This window comes from unidentified bacterial endosymbiont, assembly GCF_918320885.1.
GTDB lineage: Bacteria > Pseudomonadota > Gammaproteobacteria > Enterobacterales.
Genome location: NZ_OU907312.1, coordinates 1 through 16,792, shown reverse-complemented (window position 1 = coordinate 16,792; position 16,792 = coordinate 1). Strand labels below are relative to the sequence as shown.

At 50.5% G+C, this 16,792-nt stretch carries 11 protein-coding genes, 2 tRNA genes and 1 pseudogene; 6 read left to right on the top strand and 8 right to left on the bottom strand.

Going from position 1 to position 16,792, the window contains the following annotated elements; all coding sequences use genetic code 11:
• Positions 1-15 precede the first annotated feature (15 nt).
• Positions 16-1,506, bottom strand: a complete 1,491-nt coding sequence (locus NL324_RS00070) for an amino acid permease (protein WP_253305818.1) — start codon at positions 1,504-1,506, stop codon at positions 16-18.
• Between the two features lie 184 nt (positions 1,507-1,690).
• Here NL324_RS00070 and NL324_RS00065 point away from each other — a divergent pair, with 184 nt between their 5' ends.
• The 5 genes from NL324_RS00065 (at position 1,691) to NL324_RS00045 (ending at position 7,863) form a co-directional block, all read left to right on the top strand.
• Positions 1,691-2,479 carry an SDR family oxidoreductase gene (locus NL324_RS00065; RefSeq protein ID WP_253305817.1) on the top strand — a complete coding sequence of 263 codons (789 nt, stop codon included), beginning with the start codon at positions 1,691-1,693 and terminating at the stop codon, positions 2,477-2,479.
• 24 nt (positions 2,480-2,503) lie between these two features.
• Positions 2,504-4,441, top strand: coding sequence for an exoribonuclease II (locus NL324_RS00060; RefSeq protein WP_253305816.1), 1,938 nt, complete (start codon positions 2,504-2,506; stop codon positions 4,439-4,441).
• Positions 4,442-4,505: 64 nt separating this feature from the next.
• Positions 4,506-5,951: an asparagine--tRNA ligase gene (asnS, locus tag NL324_RS00055; protein ID WP_253305815.1), complete on the top strand. Its 1,446-nt coding sequence runs from the start codon at positions 4,506-4,508 to the stop codon at positions 5,949-5,951.
• 250 nt (positions 5,952-6,201) lie between these two features.
• Positions 6,202-7,332, top strand: a complete 1,131-nt coding sequence (locus NL324_RS00050; RefSeq protein ID WP_253305814.1) for a porin — start codon at positions 6,202-6,204, stop codon at positions 7,330-7,332.
• Between the two features lie 312 nt (positions 7,333-7,644).
• Positions 7,645-7,863 carry a hypothetical protein gene (locus tag NL324_RS00045; protein WP_253305813.1) on the top strand — a complete coding sequence of 73 codons (219 nt, stop codon included), beginning with the start codon at positions 7,645-7,647 and terminating at the stop codon, positions 7,861-7,863.
• A 59-nt stretch (positions 7,864-7,922) separates the two neighbouring features.
• Here NL324_RS00045 and ffh read toward each other — a convergent pair whose 3' ends face one another.
• Positions 7,923-9,281, bottom strand: a complete 1,359-nt coding sequence (gene ffh, locus NL324_RS00040; RefSeq protein ID WP_253305812.1) for a signal recognition particle protein — start codon at positions 9,279-9,281, stop codon at positions 7,923-7,925.
• A 273-nt stretch (positions 9,282-9,554) separates the two neighbouring features.
• Between ffh and NL324_RS00035 the strand changes: the two genes are divergently transcribed.
• A complete protein-coding gene (locus tag NL324_RS00035; protein ID WP_253307076.1) occupies positions 9,555-10,835 on the top strand; it encodes an HlyC/CorC family transporter in 1,281 nt (426 codons plus the stop codon).
• A 12-nt stretch (positions 10,836-10,847) separates the two neighbouring features.
• On the opposite strand, the gene gshA is transcribed toward NL324_RS00035, so the two are convergent.
• The 6 genes and pseudogenes from gshA to NL324_RS00005 form a co-directional block, all read right to left on the bottom strand.
• The gene (gshA, locus tag NL324_RS00030; RefSeq protein WP_253305811.1) at positions 10,848-12,473 is read right to left on the bottom strand and encodes a glutamate--cysteine ligase; all 1,626 of its coding nucleotides are present in this window, start codon (positions 12,471-12,473) and stop codon (positions 10,848-10,850) included.
• A 43-nt stretch (positions 12,474-12,516) separates the two neighbouring features.
• Positions 12,517-12,593 (bottom strand) — tRNA-Arg (locus tag NL324_RS00025).
• Between the two features lie 34 nt (positions 12,594-12,627).
• Positions 12,628-12,720 (bottom strand) — tRNA-Ser (locus NL324_RS00020).
• A gap of 286 nt (positions 12,721-13,006) precedes the next feature.
• Positions 13,007-13,216 (bottom strand): carbon storage regulator CsrA, encoded by a 210-nt coding sequence (gene csrA, locus NL324_RS00015; RefSeq protein WP_253305810.1) that lies wholly within the window; start codon positions 13,214-13,216, stop codon positions 13,007-13,009.
• Positions 13,217-13,420: 204 nt separating this feature from the next.
• On the bottom strand, positions 13,421-16,054 hold the full coding sequence (gene alaS, locus NL324_RS00010; protein ID WP_253305809.1) for an alanine--tRNA ligase: 2,634 nt from the start codon (positions 16,052-16,054) through the stop codon (positions 13,421-13,423).
• Between the two features lie 153 nt (positions 16,055-16,207).
• Positions 16,208-16,792 (bottom strand): annotated as a pseudogene (locus NL324_RS00005) (recombinase RecA family protein); the annotation flags it as partial.

Below are 16,792 nucleotides of genomic sequence, written 5' to 3'. Positions count from 1 at the left end.
TGCCAGTAAACCCTTTTAACAGGTTTCATTATCGCTATTCGGCGAGAAATCCATCGCTTGGTAACTCACCCAACGGGTTTTATGACAATAGCGATAGCCAAACCACAGGGATAAAAATAGTGGTATTCCAAGGTAGCTAGTCAGCAGCCGACGCCAATCCAATTGATGCTCCATAAAGGCACGATACTCTTGACCCAACATAATCAATAGACAGAGCGTAAAGGCTAACAGCGGGCCAAAAGGAAACCATTTAGCCCGGTAGGGTAGGGCTAGCAGATCATGATTTTGGTGTTGATAACCTTGGCGGAAACGGTAGTGGGATAAGGCAATGCCTACCCAGGCAATAAAGCCGCTCATCGCTGAAGCATTGACGAGCCAGAGATAAATGGTCTGCTCGCCAAAAAGGGCGCTCAGGAAACAGAGGGCAGCGACGGCAGTGGTCGCATAGAGCGCTGCGCGTGGGATACCCTGTGGTGAGAGCTTGGCAAAACAGACGGGGGCCATTCCACGCAAAGCCAGGGTATATAACATTCTAGTCGAGGCATAAAGACCGGCGTTCCCGGCCGAAAGGATAGCTGAGAGGATAACGGCATTCATGACACTGGCGGCGAAAGCTAATCCAGCCCGTTGAAATAGCAGCGTAAAAGGACTAATACTAATCTGCTGGATATCGTTATTTAACAAGTGTTGATCAGTATAGGGGATCAGACAGCTGATGATGACAATGGCTAATCCATAAAACAGTAGAATACGCCAAAAAATCTGTTTAACCGCCGCCGGGATAGTCTGTTGTGGATTGGCTGATTCTCCAGCAGCCACCCCAATCAACTCTGTGCCTTGAAAAGAGAAGCCGGCAATCAGGGCCACACTAATGATAGCGGGGATTCCGCCAACGAAAGGCGCCTCCCCCAGGGTGAACAGCGCCCAAGGGGTAGCTGTCGTCGCATCAGCACACCATAGAATATCGATGATTAGGATAACCCCGGTCACGACAAATAGGAGTACCGTAGCGACTTTGATCAGCGAACACCAATACTCCGCTTCGGCAAAACCTTTAACAGAAAAGACATTGAGTAGCAGAATCAGCAATAGAAACAGGGCACTCCAGAGTATTCCGGGAATACTGGGGAACCAATAGTGCATGACTAAGGCAGCGGCTACCAGTTCAACCGCTATGGTAATAGCCCAGTTATACCAATAGTTCCAGCCCAAAGCAAAACCGAAAGCGGGATCGACAAAGCGAGCCCCGTAGATTAAAAACGAGCCTGAAACTGGCATAAAGGCGGCTAATTCGCCTAAACTAGTCATCAAGCAGTAGACCATCAGGCCGATCAAACCATAAGCCACTAAGGCCCCGCCAGGTCCCGCCTGTGCAATAGAGGCCCCCGAAGCGATAAACAGTCCGGTGCCGATAGAGCCCCCGAGGGCAATCATCGTTAAATGACGTGCTTGTAACTGGCGCTGTAACTGGTGTGGTGCGGCAGCGGCGGTGGGTTGATTAGGCATGTTGTAGTGGGCGTAGTGGTGGTGGGGAAAGCTGGCGATTGTAGCAGAAGCCGGTGTGGGTGCCTACGTACAGTGCCACTTAAATCTGGTATCCTGCTGGCACCGAATGAAAGCCAGCGGTATGAGCCTGCTGAGCAGGCAGCACTAGGTCAATGATTAGACAGTTATCAAGGAGCATAGAGTGATGGGTTTTTTAACTGGAAAACGCTTTTTGGTTACGGGGATTGCGAGTAATCGTTCCATCGCGACGGGGATCGCACAAGCGATGTTTCGCCAGGGTGCTGAGTTAGCCTTTACTTATCAAAATGAGAAACTGCAATCACGGGTGGCGGCCGTGGCGGCTGAATGTAACAGTCAGTTACTCTTCCCCTGTGAGGTTGCTGATGATGCCAGTATCACCAGGCTATTTGACACATTAGAGCACGCCTGGTCCACTTTTGATGGTTTTATCCATGCCATTGCTTATGCCCCGAGCGAGCAATTAGAGGGTAATTATCTAGAAGCGGTGAATCGGGAGGGTTTCCGCATCGCTCATGATATCAGCGCTTATAGCTTTGCTGCGTTAGCCAAAGGCTGTCATCAGTTGTTAACACCACAGGCTGCGTTATTGACGCTCTCCTACTTAGGCGCGGAACGGGCAATCCCCCACTATAACGTGATGGGCTTAGCCAAAGCCTCTTTAGAGGCCAATGTGCGCTATCTCGCCAGCGCACTGGGGTCCCGAGGGGTCCGGGTGAATGGTATTTCAGCCGGACCAGTGCGTACTCTGGCGGCTTCTGGCATTAAAGATTTCAAAAAAATGTTGGCTTACTTTGAAGCCGTGGCACCGATTGGTCGTACCGTAACCTTGGAGGATATCGGCAATACAGCGGCTTTCCTCTGCTCTGATCTTGCAGCCGGGATCACCGGTGAAATTGTACATGTCGATGGTGGATTTAGTACTACTGCAATGAATCGACACGATTTAGAGTGATCACCACAGCTCAGGATCAACAACATGTTTCAGGATAATCCCCTGCTGGCTCAGCTTAAACAGCAGATGCAACAAGAGATACCCCGGATACAAGGCATTGTTAAAAGTCATGGCAAGGGGTTTGGTTTTATTGAGGTAGAGGGTGATAAAAGCTACTTCGTCCCGCCCCCTGCCATGAAGCGGGTGCTGCATGGTGATCACGTCACCGCCCGCTTGCGGACTGAAAAGGGACAAACGACTGCCGAGCCGGAGCAGCTTATCGAGACTGCTTTGACCCGTTTTGTTGGCCGTGTTAGTCAACCAATGGCCCAGTGGTCGGTGATACCAGACCACCCGCTATTGAATCGAGCTATAGCGTGTCATGTCAGCAGTCATTTGACGCTACCCGTGGAACCGGGTGATTGGGTCAGTGCGACGTTGCAGCAACATCCTTTAAAAGGAGACAAGGGGTTTCACGCGGAAATTAACGAATGGATTGCTCACAGCGACGATAATTTTGCGCCTTGGTGGGTTTCACTGGCGCGTTATCAACTGCCTCGAGAGGCACCCAGCGGGGTAGAACACTACTGTCTTGATGAGACAGCGCCACGTGATGATTTGACCGATCTCCCTTTTATCACGATCGATAACGAGCAGACGCAAGATATGGATGATGCGCTGGCGGTACGGGTGGGTGCTGCGGGGCAGTGGACACTGTGTATCGCTATTGCTGATCCTTCAGCCTATATAGCGCCGGAGAGTGCACTGGATCGCACGGCGTATCAACGAGGGTTTACGCACTATTTGCCTGGATTGGATATCCCGATGCTACCCCGTGAGTTGGCAGAGGATCGCTGTGCCTTGCGCGCTGGAGAGCGTCGTCCAGCTTTGGTTTGTCAAGTGGTGATTGAGCCAGATGGGTCGTTGGGGGCTGGTGCCGCTTTTTCGATGGCTTGGATCTGTTCGCAGGCTAAATTAAGCTATGAACAGGTCTCTGATTGGTTAGAAAACCAGGGCTCCTGGCAGCCACCAAACCCGACGATTGCTGAGCAGATCCGTCTACTACAGCAAGTGGCTGAAGCGCGCAGCGCCTGGCGTCAACAGCATGCGACGATTTTCAAAGATCGTCCTGAGCATCGCTTTGTGCTGGATGAGCAGGGCAGCGTATTAGACATTGTTCTAGAGCGCCGTCGTACGGCACATCGCTTGGTTGAGGAGGCGATGATTGCTGCCAATCTGTGTGCTGCCGCCCTGCTGCGCGATCAGCTGGGTTATGGGATCTTTAATGTCCATGCCGGATTAGAGCGATCACAGATTGAGCAGGTGGTGGCACTCCTAAAAGCCAATGAGGCCCCCTTTAGTGCTGAGCAGCTATTAACGCTGGCGGGCTTTTGTGAGCTCCGCCGCCATCTTGATGCACAACCGACCCCCTATCTAGCGGGCTGCTTGCGTCGTTACCAAGCACTGAGCCAGTTTAGTTGCCAACCGGCGGCCCATTTTGGAATGGGGTGCGAGATCTATGCCACCTGGACCTCGCCAATCCGTAAATATGGTGATCTAGTCAATCATCGTTTGTTAAAAGCGGTGATCACCCAGCAACCTCCCGCCATACGGCCCGATGCAGCACTGGCCTTACATCTCAATGAGCGTCGTCGACAGCAGCGTTTAGCCGAGCGGCAGATCAGTGATTGGCTCTATGCCCGTTTTTTACAACAGACGATGGAACAGGGCGCTCATCAGGAAGCGGAGATTATTGATGTCACCCGCGGCGGTTTGCGAGTCCGCTTGCTGGAGAGTGGTGCTGTGATCTTTCTTCCAAGCGCCTCGCTGCATCCTGTTCGGGCAGAGCTACAGTGCTGCCGTGAGAAGGCCAGTGTGACGATTAAAGGGGAGATGGCCTACCGTTTAGGGGATAAAATGACCATCCTGTTGCGTGAGGTGTTGCTAGAAACGCGGCAGGTTGTGGCCAGTCCAGCGGCCTAGCCACGCCAGGAGCGTAGTCTGCTGTTAAAATTGATGCTTCAGTAAGCGGGGATAGAACACACCTATGAAACAACCTGTTACAGCGCCGAACTCTAGCCATACGCCTCACGATCAGAGCGTTCCGGTGGTCTCCATACTCGAAGGCCAGCACGCGATCGGTGCTGGCGTGACGGTTCGTGGTTGGCTGCGGACCCGACGTGATTCCAAGGCTGGTTTCTCCTTTTTAGCCCTCTATGATGGCTCCTGTTTTCAATCCTTACAGATCTTAGTGGATCAAACACTGCCTAACTATCAAGCGGAACTGTTGCGTTTAACCACCGGTTGTTCCCTATCGATTAGCGGTGTTGTGACCGCTTCGCCAGGTCAGGGGCAGTCGGTAGAGTTGCGGGCTGCTGTGGTGACGGTGACTGGCTGGGTGGAAGCGCCAGAGCACTATCCGCTCGCTGCCAAACGCCATTCGATGGAGCATTTGCGCGAAATTGCTCATTTGCGGCCACGCACCAATGTCATCGGGGCCGTCGCCCGGGTACGGCACACCTTAGCTCAGGCGATCCACCGTTTTTTCGATCACCACGGGTTTTTTTGGGTCTCTACCCCCATCATTACAACGGCGGACTGTGAAGGGGGTGGGGAGCTATTTCGGGTCTCTACCCTGGATCTACAACAGTTACCGCGCACGGCAGACCATCGGGTTGATTTCAGTCAGGACTTTTTTGGTCAAGAGGCGTTTTTAACGGTGTCTGGCCAGCTCAATGCGGAGAGTTATGCCTGCGCGCTCTCTAAAGTCTATACCTTTGGACCGACGTTTCGTGCTGAGAACTCTAATACCAGCCGCCATTTAGCGGAATTTTGGATGGTAGAGCCGGAGGTCGCTTTTGCTGATTTAACCACCATCGCCGATCTAGCGGAGGCGTTGCTGAAGTTTGTCGTGACTGAAGTATTGAAGCAGCGGGAGGCCGAGATTGACTTTTTTACCCAATGGCTGGATGCAACGGTGCGGTCACGCCTGGAACAGCTGATCGACGCCTCCTTTATACAGTTGGACTATCGGGAAGCCATCGCCATTTTGCAGCAGTGTGGTCAACCTTTCGAGCATCCGGTCGCTTGGGGGAGTGATTTGGCGGCAGAGCATGAGCGTTATCTGGCGGAGCAACACTGCAAGGCACCGGTGATTGTTAAAAACTATCCCAAGGCTATTAAAGCCTTTTATATGCGGCTTAATAGCGATGGCGAGACGGTGGCGGCGATGGATGTGCTGGCCCCCGGAATCGGGGAAATTATTGGGGGCTCACAACGTGAAGAGCGTTTAGGAGCGCTTGATCAGCGCCTAGCGGCACTAGCGCTCGATCCAAGTGATTATGGTTGGTACCGTGATTTACGCCGTTATGGAACGGTGCCCCATGCCGGGTTTGGGTTAGGATTTGAACGGTTGTTACTGTACGTCACCGGTCTCCAAAATGTGCGAGATGTCATCCCCTTCCCGCGAACGCCACGTCATGCAAAATTTTAAGGGATCATAGCTGCTGGCTGAGTGGCTAGCTATTGATTGAATTCTTTAGAAAAAGTTCCCTTCAATGGCTTGATTGAAACATTAAGTTACAATTTAATAGGGCTTGGACGGGGAACACAACCTTAAAAAAGTAGAACAGGCTGGCAAAAAGTGAAATACTCGCTGGCAAGCAAGCAGTCTGTATCATTGCTGATAATGCCGGTTATGACCCAGGCATACACTTAACAGTCGCCAAAACAGTGAGGAATTCATGATAAAACGCACTATGCCAGTCGCACTCTCAGCACTGCTGGTCACGATGACGAGCGTTCATGCACACACGTTGTATGAGGAAGGGAATAAAAAATTAGAGCTCACCGGTAAGGTGTTGTTAGAGCGCCATTTTTCCAAAGATAAAGCAGCAGATGGCGACCAAAGTGCTCTGCGGCTTGGCCTGAAGGGCGAAGCACCGCTTGACGAGAAAGACCCGGCTATCAAACTATTTGCTCAGCTAGAGTTGGGTAAAGGGCTGACCGCCGATCCCATCGCTGTTCGTACGGCAGTGGTTGGCGTCAAGGGTGATGAGATAGGAACGCTCTCTTATGGTCGCACTTTGGGTGTCATGAATGACGTCACAGCATTCACTAGTGAGCTACCGGTTGCTTGCTCAGAGGCCTTGGGTAACGACGCCGATCGCTTCGGAACGGGTCGTGCGACTGGTTTATTGCAATATCGTACCCCGAAGGTTCAGGGGGTGCAGTTGGCTTTACAGTACCTGGCTAAAAACGGTTCCGAAGATAGCAAAGAGCCACTCAAGCATAAAGATAAAAAATTACAGAAAAGCAACGGTGATGGCTATGGCCTGGCGTTGACTCACGAGATTGGCCATGGGGTCACCTGGGGGATGGCTTTTAATAACGAAGCCAAAAGCCGCCAGCAGAAAGATCAGTTCTTCAATGATAAAAGGGCCACTATGCTTGCCCTAGGTGCTAAATATGACAGCGAACGCTTCTATGTAGGGGGCACCTATGCCGAGACACGCAACCAACTGTTCTTTACCGACAAAGATCTAGATCGCAAATTCGGGGTAGATCAACAGCCTGAAAAAGGGATCTATGCGAATAAAACGCAGGGATTTGAAATCGTTGCCCAATATAAGCTACCTAATGGTTTGAAGCCCACGGTTGGTTATTTACAGAGCACTGCGACTCTGAAAGACGACCGGTATGAAACCAAAGAAAAGAATGTGCAATTTATTGATGTTGGCGCTGTCTATGAGTTGAGTAAACAGTTCTCTGTTTCAGCGGATTATAAAATTAACCTGCTGAAACAAAAGAAAGCTGAAAAACTCGGGGCCAGTGCGGAGAACATTCTGGGTGTTGGGTTAACTTACACCTTCTGATAGCGCCCAGTTGGTGTCCCATCAGCCGATAGGTTGTTTGGGCGATTTAAGCTAGTCAGTACAGACGGCAAAGCCCTGCTTTGCCGTTTTTTATTGGTGTCTGATCTTGCCATGAATAGCCTAACCGTTTTAGAGGGCCATAACGCCGTATTCATCATACGGCTGTCCTGATAGCCTACCGCTCTTTTCTGAGCAGCCAATCCGCCCCCCTACTAACCGTAGGAAGCACTGCTTCAGCAGAAGATCTGTCGCAATCACAATTTTAGTGGAGCAGCTCCGTTCAGGATCGTGAACAGATAATCCTGAACTGGGTTGACTAGGAAGCAACGTGATCCAGCAGAACCAGGGTTGTCTGGCGAGCAATTAATGAAAGCAGCGTTTATTCTAAACAATCAACACCGTGTCATTCAAGCGTCTGGCCAATGGCGCGAGATCTCGAGCATTCCCGTGGAAACAGCGGCTCTCTCGTTTTTTAACCAGAGTCTTAGCAACCCGGTCCCTCAGGTTGGGGTCAATTTCTGGCAGTGTTGAATCAATAGCAGCACTCAGCCACCCTGTGCCTTAAAAGGCTTGGTAGTGATGGAAGTCTGTCACCGCCCCATCAATCCGGGCGGTAACAGACCTTGAAAGCCGCGCATCATCTTACCGATGCCGCCACTGCGCATCTTTTTCATCATCTGCTGCATCTCTTCAAACTGCTTCAACAGTTGATTGACCGCTTGCACCTGGACACCGGCACCCTGCGCCACGCGCCGTTTGCGGGAACCCTTCATCACAACTTGGAGTTGGCGCTCTTGACGGGTCATCGAGTTGATAATCGCTTCCATTCTGGTGAACAGTTTATCATCCAGTTGAGACTTCAGGTGATCGGGGAGTTGATGGGCACCCGGGAGTTTATTCAGCACGCCCATCATCCCCCCCATCTTCTTCATCTGCTGTAGCTGATCCCGAAAATCTTCAAAATCAAAGCGCGTGCCCTGTTTAAACTTATTGACCAACTGCTCTTTTTTCTTAGCATCGGTTTTCTCTTCCAGCTCCTCAATCAGCGACAGCACATCCCCCATCCCCAGAATGCGGCTAGCCAGTCGCTCTGGATGAAAGGGCTCTAAGGCATCACTTTTTTCACCCACGCCTAAAAATTTAAGAGGTTTACCGGTCACTTGACGAACTGACAGCGCTGCCCCACCGCGGGTGTCACCATCGGCTTTAGTTAAGATAATACCGGTCAGGGGCAGCTGGCTATCAAAGGCTTTGGCCATCGTGACCGCATCTTGGCCCACTGTGGCATCGACCACAAAGAGTGTTTCTATGGGATTGAGTACTTGGTGGATCTGTTGCATTTCCCGCATCATCTTGTCGTCAATATGCAGCCGGCCAGCCGTGTCAACGATCAGGATCTCATAGAATTTCACGCGGGCTTGCTGGTGGGCGGCACGAGCAATGTCAACCGGATCAGCTAAGTCACTGGAAAAAAAATCAACGCCGATGGCTTGGGCAAGCAGCTGTAGTTGTTGTTTTGCAGCCGGACGATAGACATCAGTTGACGCCACTAAGATCTTACGTTTTTTTGATTTCTGTAGGAATTGACCCAATTTTGCCACAGTTGTCGTTTTACCAGCACCCTGCAATCCCACCATCAGCAGCACGGCTGGGGGTTCGGTTTGCAGCTGCAGCGGCTGATGGTGACTACCCATGAGTGTGGTTAATTCTCGCTGCACAATTTTGATGAAGGCTTGACCCGGGGTTAGGCTTTGATGAATCGCTTCACCCAGTGCAGATTGTTGCACCTGATGGATAAAAGCGTTCACGACCGGGAGTGCCACATCCGCCTCTAGTAATGCCCGGCGTACTTCCCGCAAACTCTCTTGAATATTATCTTCGGTCAGGCGTCCACGGCCACTCAGAGTCCGGAGGGCACTGGAGAGACGTTCGGTTAGGTTATCAAACATGCGTTTTCGATCCACACTCAGTGTTAAGGGGGATAAGTGTATGGGCCCCAGGGTGGCCCGATAGAGGGCTCATTATAACGGGATTGCGATCGAATAGGCAGGAGAGAGTTGGCGCTACCGGCATCACGGGTTATGATGCAGGAGCAGCTAGGCCGATGCCTGCTTTTGCTGCCTATTTAAGGGTGTTAGCGAATCAATTTTTATTGGAGTTCTGGGTTTTTGACCCTATCTAAAGGGGTAACACACTGCATTCATTTAACAGGAATACGTGACTTGCAAGCTATTTCAACGACTATGCTCATCGTCATCTTGATCATCATGCTGGTGCTGTCTGCCTACTTCTCCGCTTCAGAGACCAGCATCATGACCCTCAATCGTTACCGATTACGTCATCTGGCCAAGCAGGGCCACCGCGCCGCCCGTCGCGCTGAGCAGTTGCTACAGTACCCCGATCAATTTATCAGTTTGGTACTGATTGGTAATAATTTAGTGAATATTGGCGCCTCCGCGTTGGCAACCATGCTCGGCCTACGGTTATATGGCAACACCGGGGCGCTGATGGCGACGATTTTTTTAACCTTGTTTATCCTCATTTTTGCAGAAATAGCACCTAAAACTGTGGCGGCACTGCATCCAGAACGGATTGCTTTCCCCAGCACCTGGTTACTGCGCCCCTTACTAAAAATCATGCTGCCGTTAGTCAATTTATTAAATATGCTCACCAGAGCGCTCATCGCTTTATTGGGACTCCGTTCTGATCAACCACCACCCAGTGCGCTCAGTCAAGAGGAGTTACGAACACTCTTCAATGAAGCCAATCCATTGATTCCTCGCCGCTACCAGCAGATGCTACTCTCGATCCTAGATCTAGAGACCATGAGTGTAGAAGATGTGATGATTCCTCGTAGTGAAATCGTGGGTATCGATATTAATGATGATTGGAAATCTATCCTACGCCAAGTGCTCCATTGCCCCTACAGCCGCCTGCTACTGTATCGGGGAAATCTAGACAACGTCGTCGGCCTGCTGCGGGTGCGTGAAGCCTACCGGTTAATGCTAGAAAAAAATGAAATTAATAAAGAGAGGCTATTGCGAGCGGCCGATGAGATCTATTTTATTCCTGAAGGAACGTCGTTGAATGTTCAATTAATGAAATTTCAGCGCAATAAAGAACATACCGGGGTAGTGGTGGATGAGTATGGGGATATCAAAGGATTGCTGACCGTACAAGCTATCTTAGAGGAGATCGTGGGGGATTTTACCACCTCTATTGCCCCCTCCTTAGAGGAAGAGATGGTGCCGCAAGCAGATGGTTCGGTGCTGGTGGCGGGTGCTACGAATATTCGTGATCTCAATAAGGTGTTAGCGCAGTCATTGCCGTTAACCGGCCCTAGGACCCTGAATGGCTTATTATTGGAGTACTTGGAAACCATTCCGCCCGTGGGAACCCGTTTTATTGCTTTGGGTTATGAGTTTGAGATTGTAGCGGTTAAAGATAATCGGATTAACCAGGTGAAACTGTGGCTGATGCAGGCGCCAGCTCAGCGCGGATAAGGTCGAGGGGCTTTAGAGTGCGAGCTGTTGTGCGAGGTACTGCTCAAAGTTCAGCGATTCGCACTGCTCTAAGGCCCTCAGCTCGGCGAAAGATCGTTGCTGTTCTTCGACTAATTCCTGCTCGGTCAAGCACTGCAGTGGTTGACTCATCAGGGTGTCACGATAGCCTTGCGCTAAGGTTAAACCGAGCGCCCGTAGGTCCCCGTTGCCCTGTTTGATCAGGGCGAGCAGTTGAGCAGAGAGGGTCAGGGAGGGATCACGCATGGCAGGGGCCAGCTGTTGACAGACCCTCTGGTAGGGCTTATCTGGGTCTGCTTGATCAAACAGCGGTGCTATCGCTTGTAGCTCAGCCAACAGTGCCTGACCCACTTCAGCCAGCGGTCGCTGTTGGCCACTATTCACGGTAATGAATTGGCCAGGTTGCCGGCCAGCGATACAGATGCGCTGCCAATTATTCTGACACTGGGTGAACTCCTGAGGCGTCATGAGTTTTGGATCAGCCAGGGCGCACCACACTAGGAATAGATCAAGAAAGCGGAGTTGAGTAGCGTCAACACCTATCGGTGAAAAGGGATTTAAATCAAGAGCGCGTACTTCCAGGTAATCGACGCCGCGCCGCCGCAGCGCTTTTAACGGTCGCTCTCCAGGTCGTTGTATTGCTTTGGGTCGAATCGGGCAATAAAACTCATTTTCAAGTTGTAGCACACGACTGTTCAGCTGTTGATAAGTACCCGATCGCTTCACCCCAAGTTGGGCAAACTCAGGGGAGGGTGTCTGCAAGAGCTGCTGTACCCCTTGAAGGTAATCTTCTAGCTGGTTGAGTGAGGGTTGAAAGGGGAGCAGGCGGTTGTTATAGCCAATATCACTGAGTCGCAATGAGGTGGCATAGGGCAATCCCCAAATCTCCGAGGATAGCGCTTCAAAGGGTAAAGTGGTTTGACAGCTGCGTAGAAAACTAACCGTGATCACAGGAGAAGCCCCAAACAAATAGGGGATGATCCAGCCAAAACGATAGTAGTTGCGAATCAGGCGGAAATAACCTGTTGAAGGGCAGGATTGGCTGTAGGGGCTTGATGCTGCTGTCTGATGGGCCAGCCAAAAGGCTGGCGGGAACGAGACATTGTAGTGGATCCCGGCGATACACTGCATGATAGCGCCATAGCGCTGTTGTAGCCCTTGACGGTATAGGGTTTTAAAGCGCCCGAGCTGTGAGCTGCCGTAATGGGCTAGGGCAATGTGCGGCGCTTGCTCTGGCAGATCAGGCATGCTGAGTGGCCAGAGGGACTCACCTTTGAGGTGTCGCAAGGCATGGCCATGTAGATCCTGGAGGAATTGTAACAGGGTTGTGAGGTCGGTTTTAACTGGGGTGGTCAATTCTAACATCGCTTCAGCAAAATCAGTGGTCATCCAGCGATGGGTTAAAGCAGCCCCTAAGGTATTAGGATGTGGTGTTGGTGCTAAACAGCCTTGCTGGTTAATACGCAGGGCTTCGCGTTCAAGGCCACGCTGCAGGTTTTGTAGGAGATCTGAATGAGCTGCTAGCCAAGCGATATCAATGGCTCTAGGTGTGATCAACCGGGTAACGCCATTGCTATAAATAGATAAGCCGCGGCAGCACGGCCACGACGCCTTAACCATCGTTACCTAGCAATCCGTGCCTATAACAGAGTTGATGTGAATATGGTGCATCCGAGAGGATTCGAACCTCTGACCGCCCGGTTCGTAGCCGGGTACTCTATCCAGCTGAGCTACGGATGCAAAACCATCGGATCAATGGTCTCAAGGACTACTTTGGCGATGAGGGAGGGATTCGAACCCTCGATAGAGGTTTTGACTCTATACTCCCTTAGCAGGGGAGCGCCTTCAGCCACTCGGCCACCTCACCCAATCACCGTGGCGGCCATATTACTTGGTTGCCAGGATAAGTCAAACGCTTTTTGAGTTTCAGGCAATGTCACAGATTTAGTCATGACACGATAGATAAAGTCCCACCAGTAAAAACAGGTGATAAGCTGCGAAAGCGCTCACAAATGGACTATTGCAATGCTGATCAACGCTACCAATTTGCAGGGCAGCGTATTGTCAAGCGGCCTAACAGCGATCACCTGCTGGTGTTCATCACAGCGTGCGGCGCTTCCAGTGAAGCCAAATCAATCAGCGCATCTAACCAGTTATAACTCATAAGCCTCATTGAACAGTTCAGGGGTTGATTGTAATTTTTCCGCCTGAATACGTTGGTAAATCTCTTCACGATGCACTGAAACCTCTTTGGGGGCATTTACACCAATACGTACTTGGTTTCCTTTCACGCCGAGGACAGTCACAGTGACTTGGTCGCCAATCATTAAGGTTTCACCAACTCGACGAGTTAGGATCAACATTTTTTGCTCCTTGAAAATAAACTAAACATTCAGTTTAAAAACTTGTGGTTATCCTATTATCTCTGCTCTGAGGACATCACAAAGCAGAGCGCGCATTATCGTTTTAAAAAACTGCTATTCTATACATTGCTCGTAAGAATTCTTCAACTTCAAAATTGGGCGGCGTGACCGAGGCTATTCACCAGCAGAGTCAGTGTTGAGTGGCTACAGTTGAGTCGTCACCCAAGCGGTAGCTGCAGCGAGCGCTGTAGCTACCGCGCTAACGTCGCTTCCGGCACCTTGTGCCAACTCGGGACGCCCGCCCCCTTTACCGCTGACTCGCAGAACTACTTCATCCATGAGCTCAGTTGCCGTGATCCGAGGTGTCAAGTTAGGAGTAACACCAGCGATGAAATGGACCCTCCCTTTCACTACGGTTGCTAACAGAATGATCGCGGTACCCAGCCGTTGTTTCAACTCATCAACGATAACTTTTAAGGTTTTAACTTCACTGTTTTTTATCAAACTAACTATGATATTAACATCTTTTATGATATTAGCACTGTTTATGAGCTGATTAATCGATTGTAATGCTAAATTTTCTTGTAATTGCTCTACTCGCTTGCTCAGCTGCTGCTGATTGTGCAGCAGTGCCTGCACTTTATTGACCAACTGCTGCCCACTACGCGCTTTCACCAAGGCAGAGAGCTGCAGCAGATGCTGCTGTTGCTGTTGCCATTGTTGCAGCGCTGTGGCACCAGTGAGTGCCTCAATGCGTCGCACACCGGCGGCCACGCCCGATTCAGAGAGAAGATGGAATAACCCAATATCTCCAGTTCGCCTAGCATGAGTACCTCCACAGAGCTCTTTGGAAAAATTTCCCATGGTTAAAAGACGTACCTGATCACCATATTTTTCCTCAAAAAAAGCTAAAGCCCCCTGCGCTTTTGCCTCTGCTAACGACATCGTCTCCGTTTGAATCAGGTGGTTTTGGCGAATCTGGTCATTCACCAACTGTTCTACTTGCACCCGTTGCTCTAGGCATAAGGGTTCGCTCCCTGAAAAGTCAAGACGTAAGTACTCGGCAGTCACTAAGGAGCCCTTTTGCATGACCTGATCACCCAGCAGTTGGCGTAAAGCCGCATGCAGCAAATGGGTGGCTGAGTGATTGAGAGCAGTGGCCTGACGTTTGACACTATCGACCTGAGCATCGATTATATCACCAATCGATAACTGGCCACTCAGTAAACAGCCGCTATGTCCTATAGCCACGCCGTAACGCTGGGTATCACGCACCTCAAACCGCTTATCAGGCGCTGTCAACTGCCCGTGATCACCAATTTGCCCTCCTGCAGTAGCATAGAACGGGGTCTGTTTTAAAAAGACAATCGCTGTTTCTCCGGCATGAATCCGTTCGACTCGCTCTCCTTGACACCATAACCCCACCACTTCAGATCTGATCTCTAAGGCTTCATAACCGCAAAACAGAGAGGGGGGCTCCACCTGGATGATCGGTTGATGATCAACCGTAAACTGGCTTGAGCCCTTCGCCCGTTGTCGTTGAGCCGCCATCGCCTGATCAAAACCAACCTGATCAACCACCACATTGTGTTCTCGACAGATCTCAATGGTCAAGTCTAATGGTAAACCATAGGTGTCATAGAGCTCAAAAGCCGCCTCCCCACTGAAGGTATTCCCAGTCAGCAGGGCTAGTTGCTCAGCGAGCAGTGCGGAAGCGTGCTGTAAAGTTTGTGTGAATTGCTGCTCTTCTGATTTTAAACGTTGAGCTATCACCGTTCGCTGTTGGGCGACCTCCACGGCTACATCACCCATGATGGTTATTAAAGGATCAAGCAGTTGATAAAAGAAGGGGGCTGGTGCTCCCAATTTTTGGCCGTAACGGATCGCTCGGCGAATAATCCGTCGTAAAACGTAACCACGGCCTTCATTGCTAGGTGTCACACCATCAGCCATTAAAAAAGCTGAGGCTCGGAGGTGGTCGGCAATAATACGCACTGCCGGCTGTTGTTGATCCTGAATCTGGATCACGGCGGCGATTTCACGCTGCAGTGCCTGAAAAATATCGGTATCATAATTAGAACAAACCCCTTGCAGGACCGCTGCCAGACGTTCCAGTCCCAGTCCTGTATCAACACAGGGCGTGGGCAAGGGTTGTAAAGTCCCCGCTTGTTGACGGTTAAACTGCATGAAAACCAAGTTCCAGATTTCAACAAAACGATCACCGTCAGCGGTTAAACTGCCCGGAGGGCCACCCGCAATGTCGGCACCATGATCATAAAATATTTCAGTACAGGGCCCGCAGGGACCGGTCTCACCCATCTGCCAGAAATTGTCGGAAGCATAGGGAGCTCCTTGATTATCACCGATACGGATGATACGTGCCGTAGGCACGCCGATGTCATCAGCCCAAATAGCGTAGGACTCCTCATCACTGTCATACACGGTAATCCACAACTGCTCTTTAGGCAGTCCAAACCAGCGGTCACTCGTCAACAACTCCCAAGCAAAGCTGATAGCCTCTCGTTTAAAGTAATCACCAAAGCTAAAGTTGCCTAACATTTCGAAAAAAGTATGATGACGCGCTGTATGTCCCACCTGTTCTAGATCATTATGTTTGCCGCCGGCACGTAGACAGCGTTGTACCGTGACCGCACAACCGTAGGGGCTCTTAGCTAAACCAAGAAAAAATTCTTTAAACTGATTCATGCCAGCATTGGTAAATAGCAGGCTGGGATCATGGGGGGGCACAAGCGTGCTGCTGGCAACCAGGGTGTGTCGTTTTTGCTGGAAAAAATCCAGAAAAGTTTGGCGAATGTCAGCGGTACTTCTTTTTTTCATAGCAAAACAATCTCGAATAACAGAGATCACAGCTTACTGTGATCTCCACGCGTTACACAATTGAAAGCTTATCGCTTCAACCACTTACAGGCTATCGACCAACGGCTCTATCCTAGCCATTGCTGGGATAGAGTCTGGTTCACGCTGATAGTCATTGAGTAATAGGTCGCGTAACTGACGCTCTAAGGTGTTGGCAACTTCCACTTGCTCCATTAAGAATTTCATGGAATTAGCTTTACCTTGTCCAATTTTATTGTGGTTATAGCTGTACCAAGCGCCGCTCTTCTCAACTAATTTGTATTTGACCCCTAGATCGATGAGTTCACCCTCTTTGGAGATCCCGCCGCCGTAGAGAATTTGAAACTCCGCTTGACGGAAAGGGGGCGCTACCTTGTTTTTAACCACTTTGACGCGGGTTTCGTTACCAGTAACCTCTTCACCCTCTTTAACCGCTCCAATACGGCGGATATCTAAACGGACCGAAGCATAGAATTTCAGGGCGTTTCCACCAGTAGTGGTTTCTGGACTGCCAAACATCACACCAATTTTCATGCGGATTTGGTTGATAAAAATCACCAGGCAGTTCGCATTTTTGATATTAGCGGTTAACTTACGCAAGGCTTGCGACATTAAACGGGCTTGTAAACCAACGTGGGAATCTCCCATTTCGCCTTCAATTTCTGCTTTTGGGGTTAATGCGGCTACCGAGTCAATAATGATGACATCCACCGCATTGGA

Excerpts from the sequence above, each read along its gene's own strand:
- NL324_RS00070 (WP_253305818.1), bottom strand. The coding sequence starts at position 1,506 with ATGCCTAATCAACCCACCGCCGCTGCCGCACCACACCAGTTACAGCGC.
- NL324_RS00065 (WP_253305817.1), top strand. The coding sequence starts at position 1,691 with ATGGGTTTTTTAACTGGAAAACGCTTTTTGGTTACGGGGATTGCGAGT.
- NL324_RS00060 (WP_253305816.1), top strand. The coding sequence starts at position 2,504 with ATGTTTCAGGATAATCCCCTGCTGGCTCAGCTTAAACAGCAGATGCAA.
- asnS (WP_253305815.1), top strand. The coding sequence starts at position 4,506 with ATGAAACAACCTGTTACAGCGCCGAACTCTAGCCATACGCCTCACGAT.
- NL324_RS00050 (WP_253305814.1), top strand. The coding sequence starts at position 6,202 with ATGATAAAACGCACTATGCCAGTCGCACTCTCAGCACTGCTGGTCACG.
- ffh (WP_253305812.1), bottom strand. The coding sequence starts at position 9,281 with ATGTTTGATAACCTAACCGAACGTCTCTCCAGTGCCCTCCGGACTCTG.
- gshA (WP_253305811.1), bottom strand. The coding sequence starts at position 12,473 with ATGGTTAAGGCGTCGTGGCCGTGCTGCCGCGGCTTATCTATTTATAGC.
- csrA (WP_253305810.1), bottom strand. The coding sequence starts at position 13,216 with ATGTTGATCCTAACTCGTCGAGTTGGTGAAACCTTAATGATTGGCGAC.
- alaS (WP_253305809.1), bottom strand. The coding sequence starts at position 16,054 with ATGAAAAAAAGAAGTACCGCTGACATTCGCCAAACTTTTCTGGATTTT.